Here is a 14,120-nt window from a genome sequence, read left to right as displayed (position 1 = left end):
GCGGACGCGCGTAGCGCCGCGGTCGAAGGATCCCTCCGCCGGAGGTGGCGCGACAACGTCGCTCGATCACGCGACCGCGGCGTCCGGAGCGGCGCGGCGCCCGCGGGCGCCTCAGCGCGGCTCGGAGCCGGTGATCAGGCGGGCGCCGGCGCGGAAGGTGGCGTAGGACCACAGCCAGTCGACCAGGACGGCCAGCCGGTTTCGGAAGCCGGCGAGGAACGCCACGTGCACGGCGCCCCACAGCAGCCACGCGACGCGGCCGCCGAAGCGCAGCCGGCCGCCGAGATCGGCGACGGCGTGGCCGCGCCCGATCGTCGCCATCGCGCCCCGGTCGCGGTAGCGGAACGGCTTCGGCGCGCGGCCGCCCGCCAGCCGCGCCAGAAGAAGGTCGGCGACGTGGCGTCCCTGCTGCGCGGCGACCGGCGCCAGGCCGGGATAGGGCCGTCCGTCCGGACCCGTCGCGCAGGCCGTGTCGCCGATCGCGAAGATGTCGGGATGGCCGGGCACCGCGAAATCGGAGTCGACGATCAGCCGGCCGGCGCGGTCGGCGTCGGCCCTGAGCCATTTCGCGGCCGGCGACGCCATGGTGCCGGCGCCCCACACGATGGTCGCCGCCGCGATGCGCTGGCCGCCGACATCCACGCCGTCGGCGTCGCACGCCGTCACCGCCAGGCCCAGCCGCACCTCGACGCCCAGCCCGCGCAGCGAGCGCAGCGCGCGGTCGGACAGCTCCGGCGGGAACGACGCCAGCACGCGCGATCCACCCTCGACCAGCACCACGCGGGCGTCGGCCGGATCGATGGCGCGGAAGTCGCGGCGCAGCGCGGTGCGCGCCAGCTCGGCGATGGCGCCGGCCATCTCGACGCCGGTCGGCCCGCCGCCGACCACGACGAAGGTCAGCAGCGCGAGGCGGCGTTCGGGGTCGGTCGTGGCCTCGGCCTTCTCGAAGGCGGTGAGGATGCGGCGGCGGATCTCGGTGGCGTCGTCGATCTTCTTGAGGCCGGGCGCGAAGCGCTCCCACGCCTCGTTGCCGAAATAGGAATGCCGCGCGCCGGTCGCCAGCACGAGGCAGTCGTAGGCGATCTCGCCGTCCTCGAGGACGACGACTCGCCGTGCCGGATCGATCGCGGTGACGCGGCCCATGCGCACGCGCACGTTGGGCGCGTGGCGCAGCTCGGCGCGGATCGGGGTGGCGATCTGCGCCGGCGACAATCCCGCCGTCGCCACCTGGTAGAGCAGCGGCTGGAACAGATGGTAGTTGCGGCGGTCGACCACGGTGACGTCGACCGCCGCGCCCGCCAGACGCCGCGCCGCGGCCAGCCCGCCGAATCCGGCGCCGACGATCACCACCCGCGGCCGCCGCGGTGTCGCCGGCGGGCTGGCCGCGGTGGCGGGCGCGGACTCCGCCATCGGCATCGTCGCGTCAGTGGGCTGATCGAACATGGGTGCCTCGGTGCTCGGGTAAGTTCCCTCTCCGCCGCGCAGCGGGGGAGAGGGCGGGGCCCATGCGAAGCATGGGAGGGTGAGGTGGTCGCGGGATCAGTGGCGGTGTCGATTGGAGAGGCCACATGCGTCGATATCGAGCGTTGGCGACGCCATCGCCGCCCACCTCACCCCCGCCATATCGGCTCCGCCGATACGGCGTTCCATGCTCCGCATGGGCCCCGCCCTCTCCCCCGCAAGCGGGCGGAGAGGGGGAAAGCGCCGATGCGCCAGCACTTTCCTGCCTTCCAACGCGACGGCCGGGCAGTGTGAATCCGCTAGCCCACAAGGGGGAGGGTGGAAGGTGAGGATGTCGTCGACGACTGAATGCGGTATCCGCCGTCACTTCAGGCCGAACAGCCGGCGCGCGACGAGGTGGTCGATGGACAGGACTCCGGGGCCGCGCGAGACGATCCACGCCAGCAGCGACGCCCACATCAGATGCTCGGCCCAGTTCTCGGGATAGACCAGGAACTGGATCGTCGCGGTCATCACCAGCAGCCCCAGCGCGCCGAGCCGCGCGAACAGGCCGGCCGCGACCAGCACCGGCAGCGTCAGCTCCGCCGCGGTGCCGAGATACGCCGCGATCTCCGGCGGCAGGACCGGCAGCTTGTACTCGTCGCGGAACAACCCGACGGTGCTCTCGAAGCTCTGGATCTTCACCAGACCCGACTTGAAGAACACCGCCGCGACGGCGATGCGGAACGCCAGCGTGAACAGACTCTCCGGCGCGCGCGCCAGCGTGGCGCGCAGCGCCGCCAGCCGGGCGACGGGGCCGCGCAGGGAGGGGCCGGCGCGGTCGATGCTCGACGCGGCGGCGGGAAACGCGGTCAGGGTGCGCATGGTCGGAATCCCTCTGCGGGCGGTGCGGATCGGAAGGCGGTGGGCGGACGCCGCGCGGCCTAGACGGGAGTCGGTGTCGGGCCGGCGCTGGCGGGGGCCGTGACGCGCCGGCCTCGGCGGCGCGCGGCGTCCGTCGCGGGTCGGCGCGTCTACTTGACGACGCCGCCGACGATCTTGGCGCACACGCCGGCGGGCACGCTCACCCAGGCGTCGGCCTGCGCGTCGCGCTTGGACGTGCCGGCGCACGAGCTGGTCGCGGTCTGGCAGTCGTTCTTGCCGGCCTTGGCGACGCCGTAGCACTTCTCGGTCTTGGCTTCCTGCGCCTGGGTGGCGCCGGTGGCGAGGGCGAGGGCGATGCCGGCGCCGACGGCGGCGGCCAGCGCGATGGTGGTCTTCATGACGGTCTCCTGCGGATGGTTCCGTTGTCGCTCCGCTCCCCCGCGACATCGCGTGTCGTCGGCTCGTCGGATGCCGTCACCATGCGCGTTCCACGCCGCCGCCTGAAATATCGCCTCCCTATGGCGTCGATGCGCGGACGCTATGCGGCCGCCGCGATTCGAGGGGGAGTGATGTCGCCGCCGGTGCTACCGGTTTTGCGATGCCGTAGGGTCGCGTCGAGATTGTGAGCATTCGGTCGGCGTCTCATGATTCATCGGCAAACGTGCTGTTGACCGCACGCGTTGATATGTACAATTCTTACAAATTCTACTTATACACAGGATGTCGAATGGCTCGAATATCCGAGTATTTCCGACTTGAACTTTCACAGCCACAGCTGGATTTTGTCGATGTTGACCTCTCGACAGACTTACCGCTGTTCGTTGATCCGTATTCGTTCTCTCATCGAGAGGGCGGCTGGTTTGTGGACTGCCATAACTCCCTTGTCAGTTTCTTTGAAGCAATAATTCAATCCATTCAATCACGGGACGACGGACGTGGACACGGCCTCCTTGATCGGCTGCGTGAGCCCAATGAGACTTGCCTTGGGCTGTCCAGAGGCGCATCTGCGGGTCGAGGCGTCAGCGGCTTCCAAGCTCGGGAGCTATATCGAAAGATTGCTTCGAGTCGCGCGGCGCGGACTGGACTATTGACTGAGCTTTCCGATTGCGAGTTGTTTGTCGATGGAATCGGGCCGGACAAAATCTCGGACATAACGACGAACGTCATACGGAAGCAGCTAATAGAATACACTCAGAGTCAGTGTCATCTACACGGTATGGAGATGCGGCAAGGCGTACCCTCAGGGTGGATGTGGGACGTGGATGGCGCGCGCTGGTATGAGGCGTTCGTCTCTCTTCCCGTCATCGATGGTCGGAAAAGATTGTTCGTGCCAAAATCGGCGGTTCGTTGGTCGATGGAGTTTGCCCACCAGCGCTATTACAATGAGTTTGTGTTAACTTATCTTCAAGCAGAGCATCTCAGTCAAAACACGTCATTGGTTGAGACGTTGAAGAATGGTCGGCGGCGTGTCACGAAGAAGAGTTTGGAGGCACGCTTCCCGCTCGCTAAGCATTTCTTGGCTGAGTTCTCTGAAGATCATCCAGATGTCCTTGCGCGCTATAAGAGAATGCTGGGTGTGCATAGCGGTATGCCGACTCGTGATCTTGATGAAGAGTTTGATGAGCCGATGTTTGCTCGCGCGCTGGCGGATGAGCTTCGATCGATACAAAGCGGCAACGACTCGGCGGCGCGATTCCATCAATTCATGATCGGTGCACTAGAGTTTATTTTCTATCCAGAGCTTGTCTATCCACAGAAGGAAGTTGAACTGAACGACGGACGGAAGCGCGTGGATATCGCGTACACAAACAACAGTATTAGCGGCTTTTTCTTTCGACGGGCGCGCGACGCGGGCACTGCGGCTGGAACTATTTGGGTGGAGTGCAAAAACTACACGAGAGAAATCGCCAATCCAGAGCTGGATCAGATGGCTGGGCGCTTCTCGCCGGCGCGCGGACGCCTCGGATTTCTGATTGGGCGAAGGCTCGACAATCGAGAGTTGTTCATCAACCGCTGTCGCGACACGGCGCGCGATGGGCACGGCTTTATAATTGTTCTTGAAGATGAAGATATCATTCGGATGCTCCAGAGTATTCAAGAGCTTCGCCGGATAGAGATTGACCGCTACCTTGAGGGCAGATTTCGCGAACTAGTTACGTAGTGGTATAGTGTCAATCAGCCACGGTCCCGCCCGACGCCAGCGCCATCGCGATCCGTGCGCCCATGGCCATGTCGTCCTCCTGGCCGAAGCCGTGGTGCAGCACGCGCCCGTCGCGGCCGATCAGGATCGCGGTCGGCGTGCCCCGCATGCCGTAGCGCCGCATCGTCATCGGCAGCGGCCCGTCGTCGCCCGGCTTGTCGACGGCGATCGGCATCGTCAGGCGGTACTCGTGGATGAACGCCGCCAGCGACACCGGCGTCATCGCCTCGTGATGCTCGAACACGCTGTGCAGGCCGATCACCTGCAGGTCGGTTGCTTCGAACATCGCGTGCGCCCGCTGCGCCTGCGGCGTGCCGTGCGCCACGCAGCCCGGACACAGCATCTGGAAGGCGTGCAGCAGCACCGGCCGGCCGCGCAGTCCCGCCAGCGTCAACGGCGCCGGCGCGTTGAACCAGCTGATGACCTCCAGCTCCGGCGCCATCTCCCCGTCGCGCATGGCGATCCTCCCGCCGCCGCCGTCCCGAGCCGCGGCGCCGCCGCGCGAGAATGGCCCCGCCCGCCGCCGGCGGCCAGTCCGCGCGCAAACGCCGCGCCGGCCGCGGAAATCGAGGTGCAAATTCCGATGGCCGCGCCGGCCCGCGGAGAGTAGCTTCGCGCGCTCTACGTGGATCATGCGCCGGGGGGTTGGCATGTCGAGCACGGGCGGACGGGACGATTCGATTCTGCCGGTCCTGCGGGAGCTGGCCGACAGCGGCGAATTCGTCGATCTCGCGGACATCGAGGCGAAGCTGGAGGCGCGCGGCTATTCGGCGACCGGCGCGCGTGCCGCGTTCTCCGATCCCGAGCTGCGCCGGGCCATGACGATGCGCTGCGTCAACGCGCGGGTGCGGAAGCTGGGATCGCAGATGGCGCATCCCGCCCGGCTCGATCCGTCCGCGCTGCACAGGAAGCCCTTCCGCTGGAGCTGATCGCGCGGGGACCCGCTCCGGGCGCCCCGCCATCCCGTCGCCCCCGCCGGTCTTGACGGCCGCACCCCCGGCCGGCGCACACTGGCGCCGATCATATCGGAGGGACGGGCATGAAAATCGGCGCGGTGATGTTCTTCACCACGGACTCCATGCGGCCGGACGCGCTGGGGCGCGCGCTGGAGGAACGCGGCTTCGAGTCGCTGTGGGTGCCGGAGCACACCCACATCCCCTCGTCGCGCAAATCGGAGTATCCCGCCGGCGGACCGCTGATCCGGCCCTATTACGAGATCATGGATCCGTTCCTGGCGCTGCACGGCGCCGCCGCCGTCACGACGAGGCTGCGGGTCGGCACCGGCATCGCGCTGGTCACGCAGCGCGATCCCATCGTCACGGCCAAGATGGTGTCGACGCTGGACCAGCTCTCGAACGGGCGCTTCATCTTCGGCGTCGGCAACGGCTGGAACCAGGACGAGATCGAGAACCACGGCACCGCCTTCGACAGCCGCCACAAGCTGGCGCGCGAGCGCATCGAGGCGATGAAGACGATCTGGACCCAGGACGAGCCGGAGTACCACGGCGAGTTCGTCAATTTCGACAAGATGAAGCAGTGGCCCAAGCCGTTCCAGAAGCCGCACCCGCCGATCATCGTCGGCGGCGCCTTCCCCTACGCCGCGCGGCGCGCGATCCGCTACGGCGACGGCTGGATCCCGCGCGCCGACCGGCTGGAGCAGGACGGCGTCGGCGTGGTGATCGACAAGTTCCGCAAGATGGCGGCCGACGCCGGCCGCGATCCGGCATCGCTGCCCATCACCATCTTCCGCGTGCCCGACGACATCGACAAGCTGCGGTTCTGCGAGAAGATCGGCGTCGACCGCGTCGTCTTCTCCCTGCCGGCGGAGAAGGAGGACAAGCTGCTGCCGATCCTCGACCGATGGTCGGCGCTGAAGCGGCAGCTGGAGGGGTGAGCGCCTAAGCCAATCGAATCAAATACATAGTAATTCTCGCGGGAGCGACTGACTCGTTTTGTCTTTTTAGAGCGCGAGTGCGGGCTGCTCTTCGCGTCTCTTATTGGCGCGCGGTAGTTCATCCCACGTGCGACCGTCGAGCGTGCGCCCGGTGCGCTTCTTGTTCACGCCCCCCACTGTTTGAAGTGGAATGCGACACCCGCGCGGGTGCATTGATCGCGAATCGAACGGACCCATTCTATCGGCATTGGCCGCGCGCTTGGCCCGCTCTCGCCACCGGCGATCGCCCAATCGATATCTCTTAGATTCAGGTCATCAAGCGGACCAAGAAGCGGCTCAAGGCTCAGGAACTTGATCGCTGCCGGCGTGCGTCGAAGGTGATCGATGCGGTAAGTGAAATCATCATTCTCCACACTTACGCCCAGCCAGACGTTCTTCGGCCACGGCAACGACGCTGCAAGCTCTTCAGCGCGCTCCGCACGTTTTGTCAATACTTGGTAAGTGTGCTGCGGCGTGTCGACCATCGTGTGAAAAACCTTGGCGACGAACTCCAAGGGCACCGCCTCGTGGAAAAGGTCCGACATTGAGTTGACGAAAATGGTGCGGGCCGTCTTCCAGCCCTTCGGGAGCTCAAGCGACGCCTCGTCGAGCGTGATCTTACTGTTCCACTTCCACCTGCCACCGGTCTTACGGGTGAGGCCGGCGTACTTCGGTTGGCCCATCATCTCCAGGCGCGCAGCAAGGCGCATTGCGTAGCAGTTGGTGCAGCCGGGCGAGAGGACGGTACAGCCCGCGACCGGGTTCCATGTCGCTTCCGTCCATTCGATCGCTGAGTTGGTGCCCATCGCCTACTCCTACTTGAACGTTATCTCTACGTGCTTCGCAAGGGTCCCCCGATTGTGTTTGCTGCATGTGACCCTACCTTCGGCCTCAAGCTCAAGGATCACCTCACGATAGTTAGGACGTAGATATGGCGTATCCACGCTGTGCTGCTCGTATAGCTTTTCGTTAACAATCGTTTTACCTTTGTAACTCTTGACGAGGTCCTTCTTGAGTTGTGACAGAGAGAAGTGAGATAGCGAGAACAACAGGGGGTACTCTTTGTCGGCGGGAGAGTAGGTGAAGGTGGGAACGCCTTCATACTCCGTCGAGCTTTCGCCAGCCATGATGCCTTTCATGATGTCATAGCCACGGAAGTGCTTCGACACGAAAACGAGGATATGTGAAGTGCGTGAGCCCTTTTCATTGCGGAAGCGAAACGGTAGCACATACGCCTTCGGCACCATCTCCTTGATGGCGTCAGCGAGGTTTTCGAGAATGTGAGCCTCGCGTTTGTCTGAGCCCATACCATTCATGGCATCGATCATCTCATCGGTACGAGCCTCACCGAAGAGCGCCACAATGTGCTTCTTCACGGCCGGGTTATTGAAACCCATGTTGACGCGGTTATAGTTTAAGAAGAAGACCGTATCGCAGCCCCAGTTCTTAATGACGCCGTTGACTAACTGAAGCGAGAGGCCCTTGTATCCCCACGGATCGACGAAGCTGAACATCGGTACGAAATTGGTCGACGTGAACCAGTTCGCGAACGCCTCATCAACTGCGCCAAGTCGGACCTGAGGGGGATATTTCAGGTTCTCTATCCCCTTGAGGTTATCAATTTCCCCTTGAAGCGTGCTCGTATGCGCCTCGTCGCTGTCATTGAACATTGCGACGAGCATCTGCGACATCTTCGGATGCGCGATGGCTTTCTCTAGAACCAGCAGCGGCGTAGATTTTGAACCATCCTTGTATCGGCCTGGCCCCGCATACAGGTCGAAGTAAGCGATCTTGTTGTCCCGTGTCGCTGCTGCGCCCATCACCACGTTTGCCCAGGTCGAGAAATACTTCTCGATGATCCGCGCCTTCACCTCGGACTCATCAGTCCGCTCGTCGAAAAATTTCTGATTCTTGGCCGCCAAGTTACGCCTCCTAACTGGCTGTATCTCGCGGTGGATTTTACCGTGTTTCGTGCATATATAGCAAAGAACATATCACGAACATTATACAATTGCAACGTGAAAAGCGAGAATGTGGAGGCGCTTGGCTCTTTGCGGCGCTGATCATGTCGCGAAGTGTCGCCCTTAGTCCCTCACCGGATCGCCGCGTGTACGGTGTCCGCGCAGTTCTCGCCGATCTTGGTGGCCGGCGCGTTGGTATTGAGGGCGACGATCAAGAGCATCATCGAGGCGTCGGCGACGCGCGGCCGACCTATTTTGAGGACGCGAAACTGGGGATCGACCTCTGCGTCGGCCTTGCGGCCCATGCGGCAGCTGCCGACGCGGTACAGGCTGGAGACGCTGCGGGCAGAGATATGGGCCTTGAGATCCGCTCCGTTGGTAACGTGCGGACGCGGCAGGATCTCCGCGACCACGAACGACTTGAGCGCTGGCTGGGCGGTGGTCTCGCGGCACAAGCGATGGCGCGCAGGAGGGCCTCGAAATCGTCCGCCTTCTTGAGTACGAGTCCTGGGGTCGGGCCTGCAAAACGGCATCTGCGGCAAGCGGACGTACGGAAAATCCGCCGCTCCGCAGGCCCGACTCCTACTCGCCCTAGCCGCGATGCATCGCGCAGATCTTGTTGCCGTGGGGATCGCGCAGATAGGCGAGGTACAGCCGCACCGCGCCGTTCTCGCGCCAGCCCGGCGGATCCTCGATGCTCTTGCCGCCGTTGGCGACGCCGGCGTCGTGGAACGCCTTCACCTTCTCCGGGCTGTCGGCGGCGAAGCCGATGGTGCCGCCGTTGGCGTGCGTCGCCGCGGCGCCGTCGATCGGCTTGGTGAGGCCGAACATGCCGGCCGCGGTGCGGTAGAACACCCGCCCGCGCGGGTCGGACTTGCCTTCCGGCACGCCCAGCGCGCCCAGCGCCGCGTCGTAGAACTTCTTCGACGCCGCGACATCGTCGGCGCCGACAAACACGTGTGAGAACATCGCTTCCTCCTCGGCCGCCGGCGTCCCGCGATTTCGGGAGCGCCCGGCGGCCCGGCCGGACTGTAGCAGCCGACCCGCCCCCGTCACGACCACCACCGGCAACCCTCCCCTGTGGATCGTGGCAGGGTCGGACCCGGCCGCCTGGCGACGGTCCGCCCCGTCGCAGGCGGGCGGGCCGCGCCAGGCCGCACCCCGCGCCCATGGCCGCGGCCCGCGGCGCCCGCGTCGCGGCCCTCAAGATGTCTCGCTCCGCTCGACAGCGGTGGGGTCAGGCCTGCAAAGCGGCATTTTTTCCGAGCGGCTGTCCGGCAAAATTTGCCGTTTTGCAGGCCTGACCCCATCGCAGGCCTGCGGGCTACGAAGCCGCGAAGGCTGACCCCGAATAAAACGGTCCGCGAAACCCGGGGCAGCTCAGCCTGACCCCATCGCGGGGTCCGCGCCACCCGCTCCGTCATTCCGAGCGAAGCGAGGAATCTTTCGCGGTCTCGCCCGCGTCGCGGCCCCCAAGATGTCTCGCGCCGCTCGACATGACGGGTGGCAGGCGCCGGGCGGGATCCGCGAGATCACAGCGCGTTCGAAACGTGGGCGGAGCGGTGGGGTCAGGCCTGCAAAGCGGCATTTTTTTCGAGCGGCTGGCCCGCAAAGTTTGCCGTTTTGCAGGCCTGACCCCATCGTGGGTGGGAGCGCTAGGCCTGACCCCATCGCGGAGTCCGCGCCACCCGCCCCGTCATTCCGAGCGGAGCGAGGAATCCTTCGCCGCGGCGCCCGCGTCGCGGCCCTCGAGAAATCTCGCGGCGCGCGACATGACGGGTGGCTGACCGCGATAGGGCGCCTGACCGCCGGGGCGTCACGCGCCGCGTTCTTGCGAGCGCGGTCTACGGCCCCAAAAGCATGAGCGCTTGGCCCATTTCATTGGGAAATTCGGCCTGAAATCGTCGAATTGTATATTGTATGCAAAATACAATATACAAACCCGATTCCAGCCCGATTCGAAGCCTGCGCCGTCGCGTCCCGCGAGGCGCTCCGATGCTTGCGCCACGGGCCTTTCCACGTATTCCGACAAAGTCCGACTAGCGCCGGCGGCGACGCGCCGGAACGCGTCCCGGCGTGACGCCTAGAGCAGCGTCAGCGGCCAGGTCCTGAACAGGAACCGGACGAGGCGCCGGGTGCGGTCGGAGAACAGCGTCTCGGTGTAGTAGGCGCCCGCCGCGCGCTTGCCGATCTCGCCGACGGTCGGGTAGGGCACGACGGCCTGCGCCATGGCGCCGATCTTGAGCCCCCGCGAGACCGCCACGCACCACGGCGCGATCAGGTCGCCGGCGCGCGCCGCGGCGATGCCGGCGCCGAGCACGCGGCCCTTGCGGTCGACCACGACCTTGATCATGCCCTCGGTGGCGCGCTCGGCCTGGGCGCGGTCGTTGTCGGCGAGATGCCAGCGCATGACCTTGATCCGCTCGCCGTGGCGCTCGCGCGCCTGCGCCTCGCTCAGCCCGACCTGCGCCAGCTCCGGCTCGGTGTAGGTGCACCACGGCGCCGCCACCTTGTCGATGTCGGCGGGCACGCGGAACAGCGCGTGCTTGATCACCGTCGCGGCCTGCGCCGCGGCCATGTGCGTGAAGGGCGCGCGGCCGTTGACGTCGCCGACCGCGTAGACGCGGCGGTTGCTGGTGCGCAGCCGGCGGTCGGTGACGATGCCGCGCTTGTCGGTCGCGACGCCGGCGATGTCGAGGCCGAGCCCGTCGATGTTCGGCGCGCGGCCGGCGGCGACCAGCAGATGCGAGCCGGCTATGCGGCGCTGGCCTTGCGACGCGTCGAGCGTCACGACCACGCCGGCGCCATCGCGCGCGACCGAGGCGATGCGCGCGCCCTCGACGATCTCCACGCCTTCGCGCTTCAGGCGCGCGACCGCGATGGCGACGAGCTCGGGATCGTCCTTCGCCATGACGCGGGCGGCCTCGAGCACGGTGACGCGCGCACCGAGGCGGCGGAACGCCTGCGCCATCTCGAGCCCGATCGGACCGCCGCCGATGACGAGGAGGTGTTCCGGCAGCGCGCGGTTCTCGAACAGCGTCTCGTTGGTGAGATAGGGCGTGTCGGCGAGGCCGGGGATCGGCGGCGCCACCGCGCGCGAGCCCGTCGCGACGACGAATTTGCGCGCGCGGATGACGAAGTCGCCCGCCGTCACTTCGTCCGGCGACGTGAAGCGTCCGCTCTCGGCGATGACGCGCACGCCGAGGCCCTCGAACCGCGCCACCGAATCGTTGGGCTCGATCGCGGCGATCACGCCGTGCACGTGGTCGATCACCGCGCCGAAGTCTATCCGCGGCTCGCCGGCGTCGACGCCGAAGCGCTTGGCCTCGCGCGCCTGCTGGGCGGCGTGCGCCGCGGCGATCAGCGCCTTCGACGGCACGCAGCCGTAGTTGAGGCAATCGCCGCCCATCTTGCCGCGCTCGAGCAGCACGGTGTCGAGACCGAGCTGGGCGGCGCCCGCCGCGACCACCAGCCCGCCCGAGCCGCCGCCGATCACGCAGATGTCGACGTCGAGACGCTTGCGCGCGACCGCCGCCGGCGCGTCGGTTCCCGCCACGCGCGCGGACTTGGCGCCGCCCGCGTCGTCGCCGGCCGCCATGCGCGCGGTGGAGTCCATCGCCACGCCGCTCACGGCGCGCCTCCGCGCCCCTCGGGCGCGGCTCCACGTCCGGTTGGCGCGCCGCCGCGTCCGCTCGGCGCATCACCGCGCGACGCCGGCGCGCCGCCGCGCGCCTTCCAGCGCGCGTAGAGCACCGGCATCAACGACAGCGCCGCCAGCGCCAGCAGCGGCAGCAGCACGTGCGGCTCGAACACCAGCTTCGGGCTCGGCGCCTCGCCGCGGTCGAACACCGCGCCGAGTCCGGCGCCGACGCTGCAGAACACCGCCGTGCCGGGGATGATGCCGAGGAAGGTCGCCAGCGCGTAGGTGCGCAGCCTCACGCCGAGGAACGCCGGCGCGATGTTGACCAGCCAGAAGGGAAACGCCGGCACCAGCCGCAGGAACAGAAGATAGTTGAACGCGTCGCGGCGGAAGCCGGCCTCGAGCTTGCCGAGGAAGCCGTCGGCGCGGCCGCGCAGCACGTCGCCGAAGGCGCCGCGCGCGGCGAGGAACACCGCCACCGCGCCCGTCGTGGCGCCGACCACCGTCAACAGCGTGCCGAAGATCCAGCCGAACAGGAAGCCGCCGACCAGGGTCGCGAGGAAGCCGAACGGCAGCGACAGCGCCGTCAGCGCCGCGTAGCCCAGCACGTAGGTCAGCATGCCGAGCACGCGGTTGTCGGCCACCCAGGCCGCGAGCGCGGCGCGATGCGTGCGCAGCGTCTCGAACGAGACGTGCTGGTGCAGACCCGACGCGAACACCGCCGCCATCGCCAGAAGCAGGACCGCGAACGGCAGCGCGCGCCGCCACCGGGATGCCCCGGTCGGCTTGGCCGCCGCGCTAACGCCTTGCTCCACCATGGGAATTCGCCGGTCGCCCCACGCAACCGGGTTTCCGGTTGGTTACAGCGTCGTTTATAGGACGCGGCGGCGCGCCGGCGCGACTCATATGGCGTCACTCCTCGGTGATCGGCCCGTGTGCGGCGGCGGCCTCCGGCGGCCCCGGTTTGGTTGACTTCCGCCGGCGCCGCCCGTATAGCCACCCGGCTTTCGGCCGCCCAGAAGGTCTCCCGTCCCCCGGCCTCGACCGCCGGACACGGGGAACGCGCAGGGCGGTCGTCGTCATTTTCCCCGGGGCCGCGCGGTCCCGACGCCGCCCGCGGGCGGCGTGCGGGTTTCGAGGAGTTCGCGCCGTGAAACGCACTTTCCAGCCCAGCAAACTGGTGCGCGCCCGCCGTCACGGCTTCCGCAGCCGGATGTCGACGGTCGGTGGCCGCAAGGTCATCGCCAACCGCCGCGCCAAGGGCCGCAAGCGCTTGTCGGCCTAAGGCCGGCCGCGCTCCCGTCGTCGATGCGTTCGACGACACCCCTCCGCCGCCCGTACCGGCCGACATGACGGCCGCCCCGCCCGCGTCCAGCGCCGCCGCGCCCTCGTCCGTCGGACGTCGCGCCGGTATCGCCCGTCTGCCGAAGCGGGCCGATTTCCTGCGCATCCAGGCCGCCGGCCGCAAATACGTCGCGGCCAGCTTCATCCTGCAGATCGCCGACCGCCCCGCGGTGGCGCCGCCGACGCCGGGCCCGCGGGTCGGATTCACCGTCACGAAACGCGTCGGCAACGCCGTGGTGCGCAACCGCGCCAAGCGGCGGCTGCGGGCGCTGGCGCGCACCGCGCTGGCGCCGGTGGCGCGCGCCGATCTCGACTACGTGCTGATCGGCCGCGCCGGCGCGGTCGAGCGCGATTTCGCCGACATGACGAAGGATCTCGCCGCGGCCCTGCGCCGGCTGCGCGCGCTGGCGCCATCGGACCCCGCGCCGGAGGCCGCGTCGTGAGCGCGGCGCTGCGGGCGCTGGTGCGCCTCTACCAGCTCACCCTGGCGTTTTTCTTCCGCGGCGCCTGCCGCTTCGAGCCCAGCTGCTCGCGCTACGCCGCCGGCGCGCTCGCCGCGCACGGCGCGTGGCGCGGCGGATGGCTGGCGGCGCGCCGCCTTTGCCGCTGTCATCCGTGGGGCGCGATGGGGTATGACCCCGTGCCGCCGCCGGACGGGCGGCTTCCCCGCGACCTCCCGCGCGCCGCGCGACCCGGCGAATTCTGACGGATATCGAG

General features: G+C 67.4%; 15 protein-coding genes and 1 pseudogene. 6 read left to right on the top strand and 10 right to left on the bottom strand.

The window, feature by feature from the left end; all coding sequences use genetic code 11:
* Positions 1 to 111: 111 nt before the first annotated feature.
* The 3 genes from IPK81_09780 to IPK81_09770 all read right to left on the bottom strand — a co-directional run bounded on the left by IPK81_09780 (position 112) and on the right by IPK81_09770 (position 2,723).
* Positions 112 to 1,416 (bottom strand): NAD(P)/FAD-dependent oxidoreductase, encoded by a 1,305-nt coding sequence (locus IPK81_09780; protein ID QQS15035.1) that lies wholly within the window; start codon positions 1,414 to 1,416, stop codon positions 112 to 114.
* 408 nt (positions 1,417 to 1,824) lie between these two features.
* Entirely contained in the window at positions 1,825 to 2,325 is a 501-nt protein-coding gene (locus tag IPK81_09775; protein QQS14419.1) for a DoxX family protein, read from the bottom strand.
* 149 nt (positions 2,326 to 2,474) lie between these two features.
* The gene (locus IPK81_09770; GenBank protein ID QQS14418.1) at positions 2,475 to 2,723 is read right to left on the bottom strand and encodes a DUF2282 domain-containing protein; all 249 of its coding nucleotides are present in this window, start codon (positions 2,721 to 2,723) and stop codon (positions 2,475 to 2,477) included.
* A gap of 860 nt (positions 2,724 to 3,583) precedes the next feature.
* Here IPK81_09770 and IPK81_09765 point away from each other — a divergent pair.
* Positions 3,584 to 4,486 carry a hypothetical protein gene (locus tag IPK81_09765; GenBank protein QQS14417.1) on the top strand — a complete coding sequence of 301 codons (903 nt, stop codon included), beginning with the start codon at positions 3,584 to 3,586 and terminating at the stop codon, positions 4,484 to 4,486.
* A gap of 10 nt (positions 4,487 to 4,496) precedes the next feature.
* On the opposite strand, the gene IPK81_09760 is transcribed toward IPK81_09765, so the two are convergent.
* The gene (locus IPK81_09760; GenBank protein QQS14416.1) at positions 4,497 to 4,982 is read right to left on the bottom strand and encodes a redoxin domain-containing protein; all 486 of its coding nucleotides are present in this window, start codon (positions 4,980 to 4,982) and stop codon (positions 4,497 to 4,499) included.
* Between the two features lie 193 nt (positions 4,983 to 5,175).
* Here IPK81_09760 and IPK81_09755 point away from each other — a divergent pair, with 193 nt between their 5' ends.
* A complete protein-coding gene (locus IPK81_09755) occupies positions 5,176 to 5,454 on the top strand; it encodes a hypothetical protein (GenBank protein QQS14415.1) in 279 nt (92 codons plus the stop codon).
* A 110-nt stretch (positions 5,455 to 5,564) separates the two neighbouring features.
* Complete coding sequence (locus IPK81_09750; protein ID QQS14414.1) at positions 5,565 to 6,419, top strand: LLM class F420-dependent oxidoreductase; 855 nt, start codon at positions 5,565 to 5,567, stop codon at positions 6,417 to 6,419.
* Between the two features lie 66 nt (positions 6,420 to 6,485).
* Here IPK81_09750 and IPK81_09745 read toward each other — a convergent pair.
* The 6 genes and pseudogenes from IPK81_09745 to IPK81_09720 all read right to left on the bottom strand — a co-directional run bounded on the left by IPK81_09745 (position 6,486) and on the right by IPK81_09720 (position 12,877).
* A pseudogene (locus tag IPK81_09745) lies at positions 6,486 to 7,264 on the bottom strand (phage Gp37/Gp68 family protein).
* A gap of 9 nt (positions 7,265 to 7,273) precedes the next feature.
* Positions 7,274 to 8,380, bottom strand: a complete 1,107-nt coding sequence (locus IPK81_09740; GenBank protein ID QQS14413.1) for a three-Cys-motif partner protein TcmP — start codon at positions 8,378 to 8,380, stop codon at positions 7,274 to 7,276.
* Between the two features lie 170 nt (positions 8,381 to 8,550).
* Positions 8,551 to 8,832 (bottom strand): hypothetical protein, encoded by a 282-nt coding sequence (locus IPK81_09735; GenBank protein QQS14412.1) that lies wholly within the window; start codon positions 8,830 to 8,832, stop codon positions 8,551 to 8,553.
* 178 nt (positions 8,833 to 9,010) lie between these two features.
* Complete coding sequence (locus tag IPK81_09730) at positions 9,011 to 9,388, bottom strand: VOC family protein (GenBank protein ID QQS14411.1); 378 nt, start codon at positions 9,386 to 9,388, stop codon at positions 9,011 to 9,013.
* Between the two features lie 1,114 nt (positions 9,389 to 10,502).
* On the bottom strand, positions 10,503 to 12,017 hold the full coding sequence (locus IPK81_09725; protein ID QQS15034.1) for an FAD-dependent oxidoreductase: 1,515 nt from the start codon (positions 12,015 to 12,017) through the stop codon (positions 10,503 to 10,505).
* Positions 12,018 to 12,046: 29 nt separating this feature from the next.
* A complete protein-coding gene (locus IPK81_09720) occupies positions 12,047 to 12,877 on the bottom strand; it encodes a TVP38/TMEM64 family protein (protein ID QQS14410.1) in 831 nt (276 codons plus the stop codon).
* Between the two features lie 332 nt (positions 12,878 to 13,209).
* Here IPK81_09720 and rpmH point away from each other — a divergent pair, with 332 nt between their 5' ends.
* The 3 genes from rpmH to yidD all read left to right on the top strand — a co-directional run bounded on the left by rpmH (position 13,210) and on the right by yidD (position 14,109).
* Positions 13,210 to 13,344, top strand: coding sequence for a 50S ribosomal protein L34 (rpmH, locus tag IPK81_09715; protein ID QQS14409.1), 135 nt, complete (start codon positions 13,210 to 13,212; stop codon positions 13,342 to 13,344).
* 64 nt (positions 13,345 to 13,408) lie between these two features.
* A complete protein-coding gene (rnpA, locus tag IPK81_09710) occupies positions 13,409 to 13,846 on the top strand; it encodes a ribonuclease P protein component (protein QQS14408.1) in 438 nt (145 codons plus the stop codon).
* Complete coding sequence (gene yidD / locus IPK81_09705; protein ID QQS14407.1) at positions 13,843 to 14,109, top strand: membrane protein insertion efficiency factor YidD; 267 nt, start codon at positions 13,843 to 13,845, stop codon at positions 14,107 to 14,109. The genes rnpA and yidD overlap by 4 nt, the downstream gene beginning before the upstream one ends.
* Positions 14,110 to 14,120 lie beyond the last annotated feature (11 nt).

It is taken from the genome of Rhodospirillales bacterium, assembly GCA_016699855.1.
Lineage (GTDB): Bacteria > Pseudomonadota > Alphaproteobacteria > Reyranellales > Reyranellaceae.
The sequence above is the reverse complement of the archived record's forward strand: the minus strand, read 5'-3'. Positions and strand labels throughout refer to the sequence as shown.

Bases quoted from the DNA above. Each gene is read 5' to 3' on its own strand.
- IPK81_09730 (QQS14411.1), bottom strand. From the start codon at position 9,388: ATGTTCTCACACGTGTTTGTCGGCGCCGACGATGTCGCGGCGTCGAAG.
- IPK81_09770 (QQS14418.1), bottom strand. From the start codon at position 2,723: ATGAAGACCACCATCGCGCTGGCCGCCGCCGTCGGCGCCGGCATCGCC.
- IPK81_09775 (QQS14419.1), bottom strand. From the start codon at position 2,325: ATGCGCACCCTGACCGCGTTTCCCGCCGCCGCGTCGAGCATCGACCGC.
- IPK81_09725 (QQS15034.1), bottom strand. From the start codon at position 12,017: ATGGCGGCCGGCGACGACGCGGGCGGCGCCAAGTCCGCGCGCGTGGCG.
- IPK81_09780 (QQS15035.1), bottom strand. From the start codon at position 1,416: ATGCCGATGGCGGAGTCCGCGCCCGCCACCGCGGCCAGCCCGCCGGCG.
- IPK81_09720 (QQS14410.1), bottom strand. From the start codon at position 12,877: ATGGTGGAGCAAGGCGTTAGCGCGGCGGCCAAGCCGACCGGGGCATCC.
- IPK81_09755 (QQS14415.1), top strand. From the start codon at position 5,176: ATGTCGAGCACGGGCGGACGGGACGATTCGATTCTGCCGGTCCTGCGG.
- rnpA (QQS14408.1), top strand. From the start codon at position 13,409: ATGACGGCCGCCCCGCCCGCGTCCAGCGCCGCCGCGCCCTCGTCCGTC.
- IPK81_09750 (QQS14414.1), top strand. From the start codon at position 5,565: ATGAAAATCGGCGCGGTGATGTTCTTCACCACGGACTCCATGCGGCCG.
- IPK81_09760 (QQS14416.1), bottom strand. From the start codon at position 4,982: ATGCGCGACGGGGAGATGGCGCCGGAGCTGGAGGTCATCAGCTGGTTC.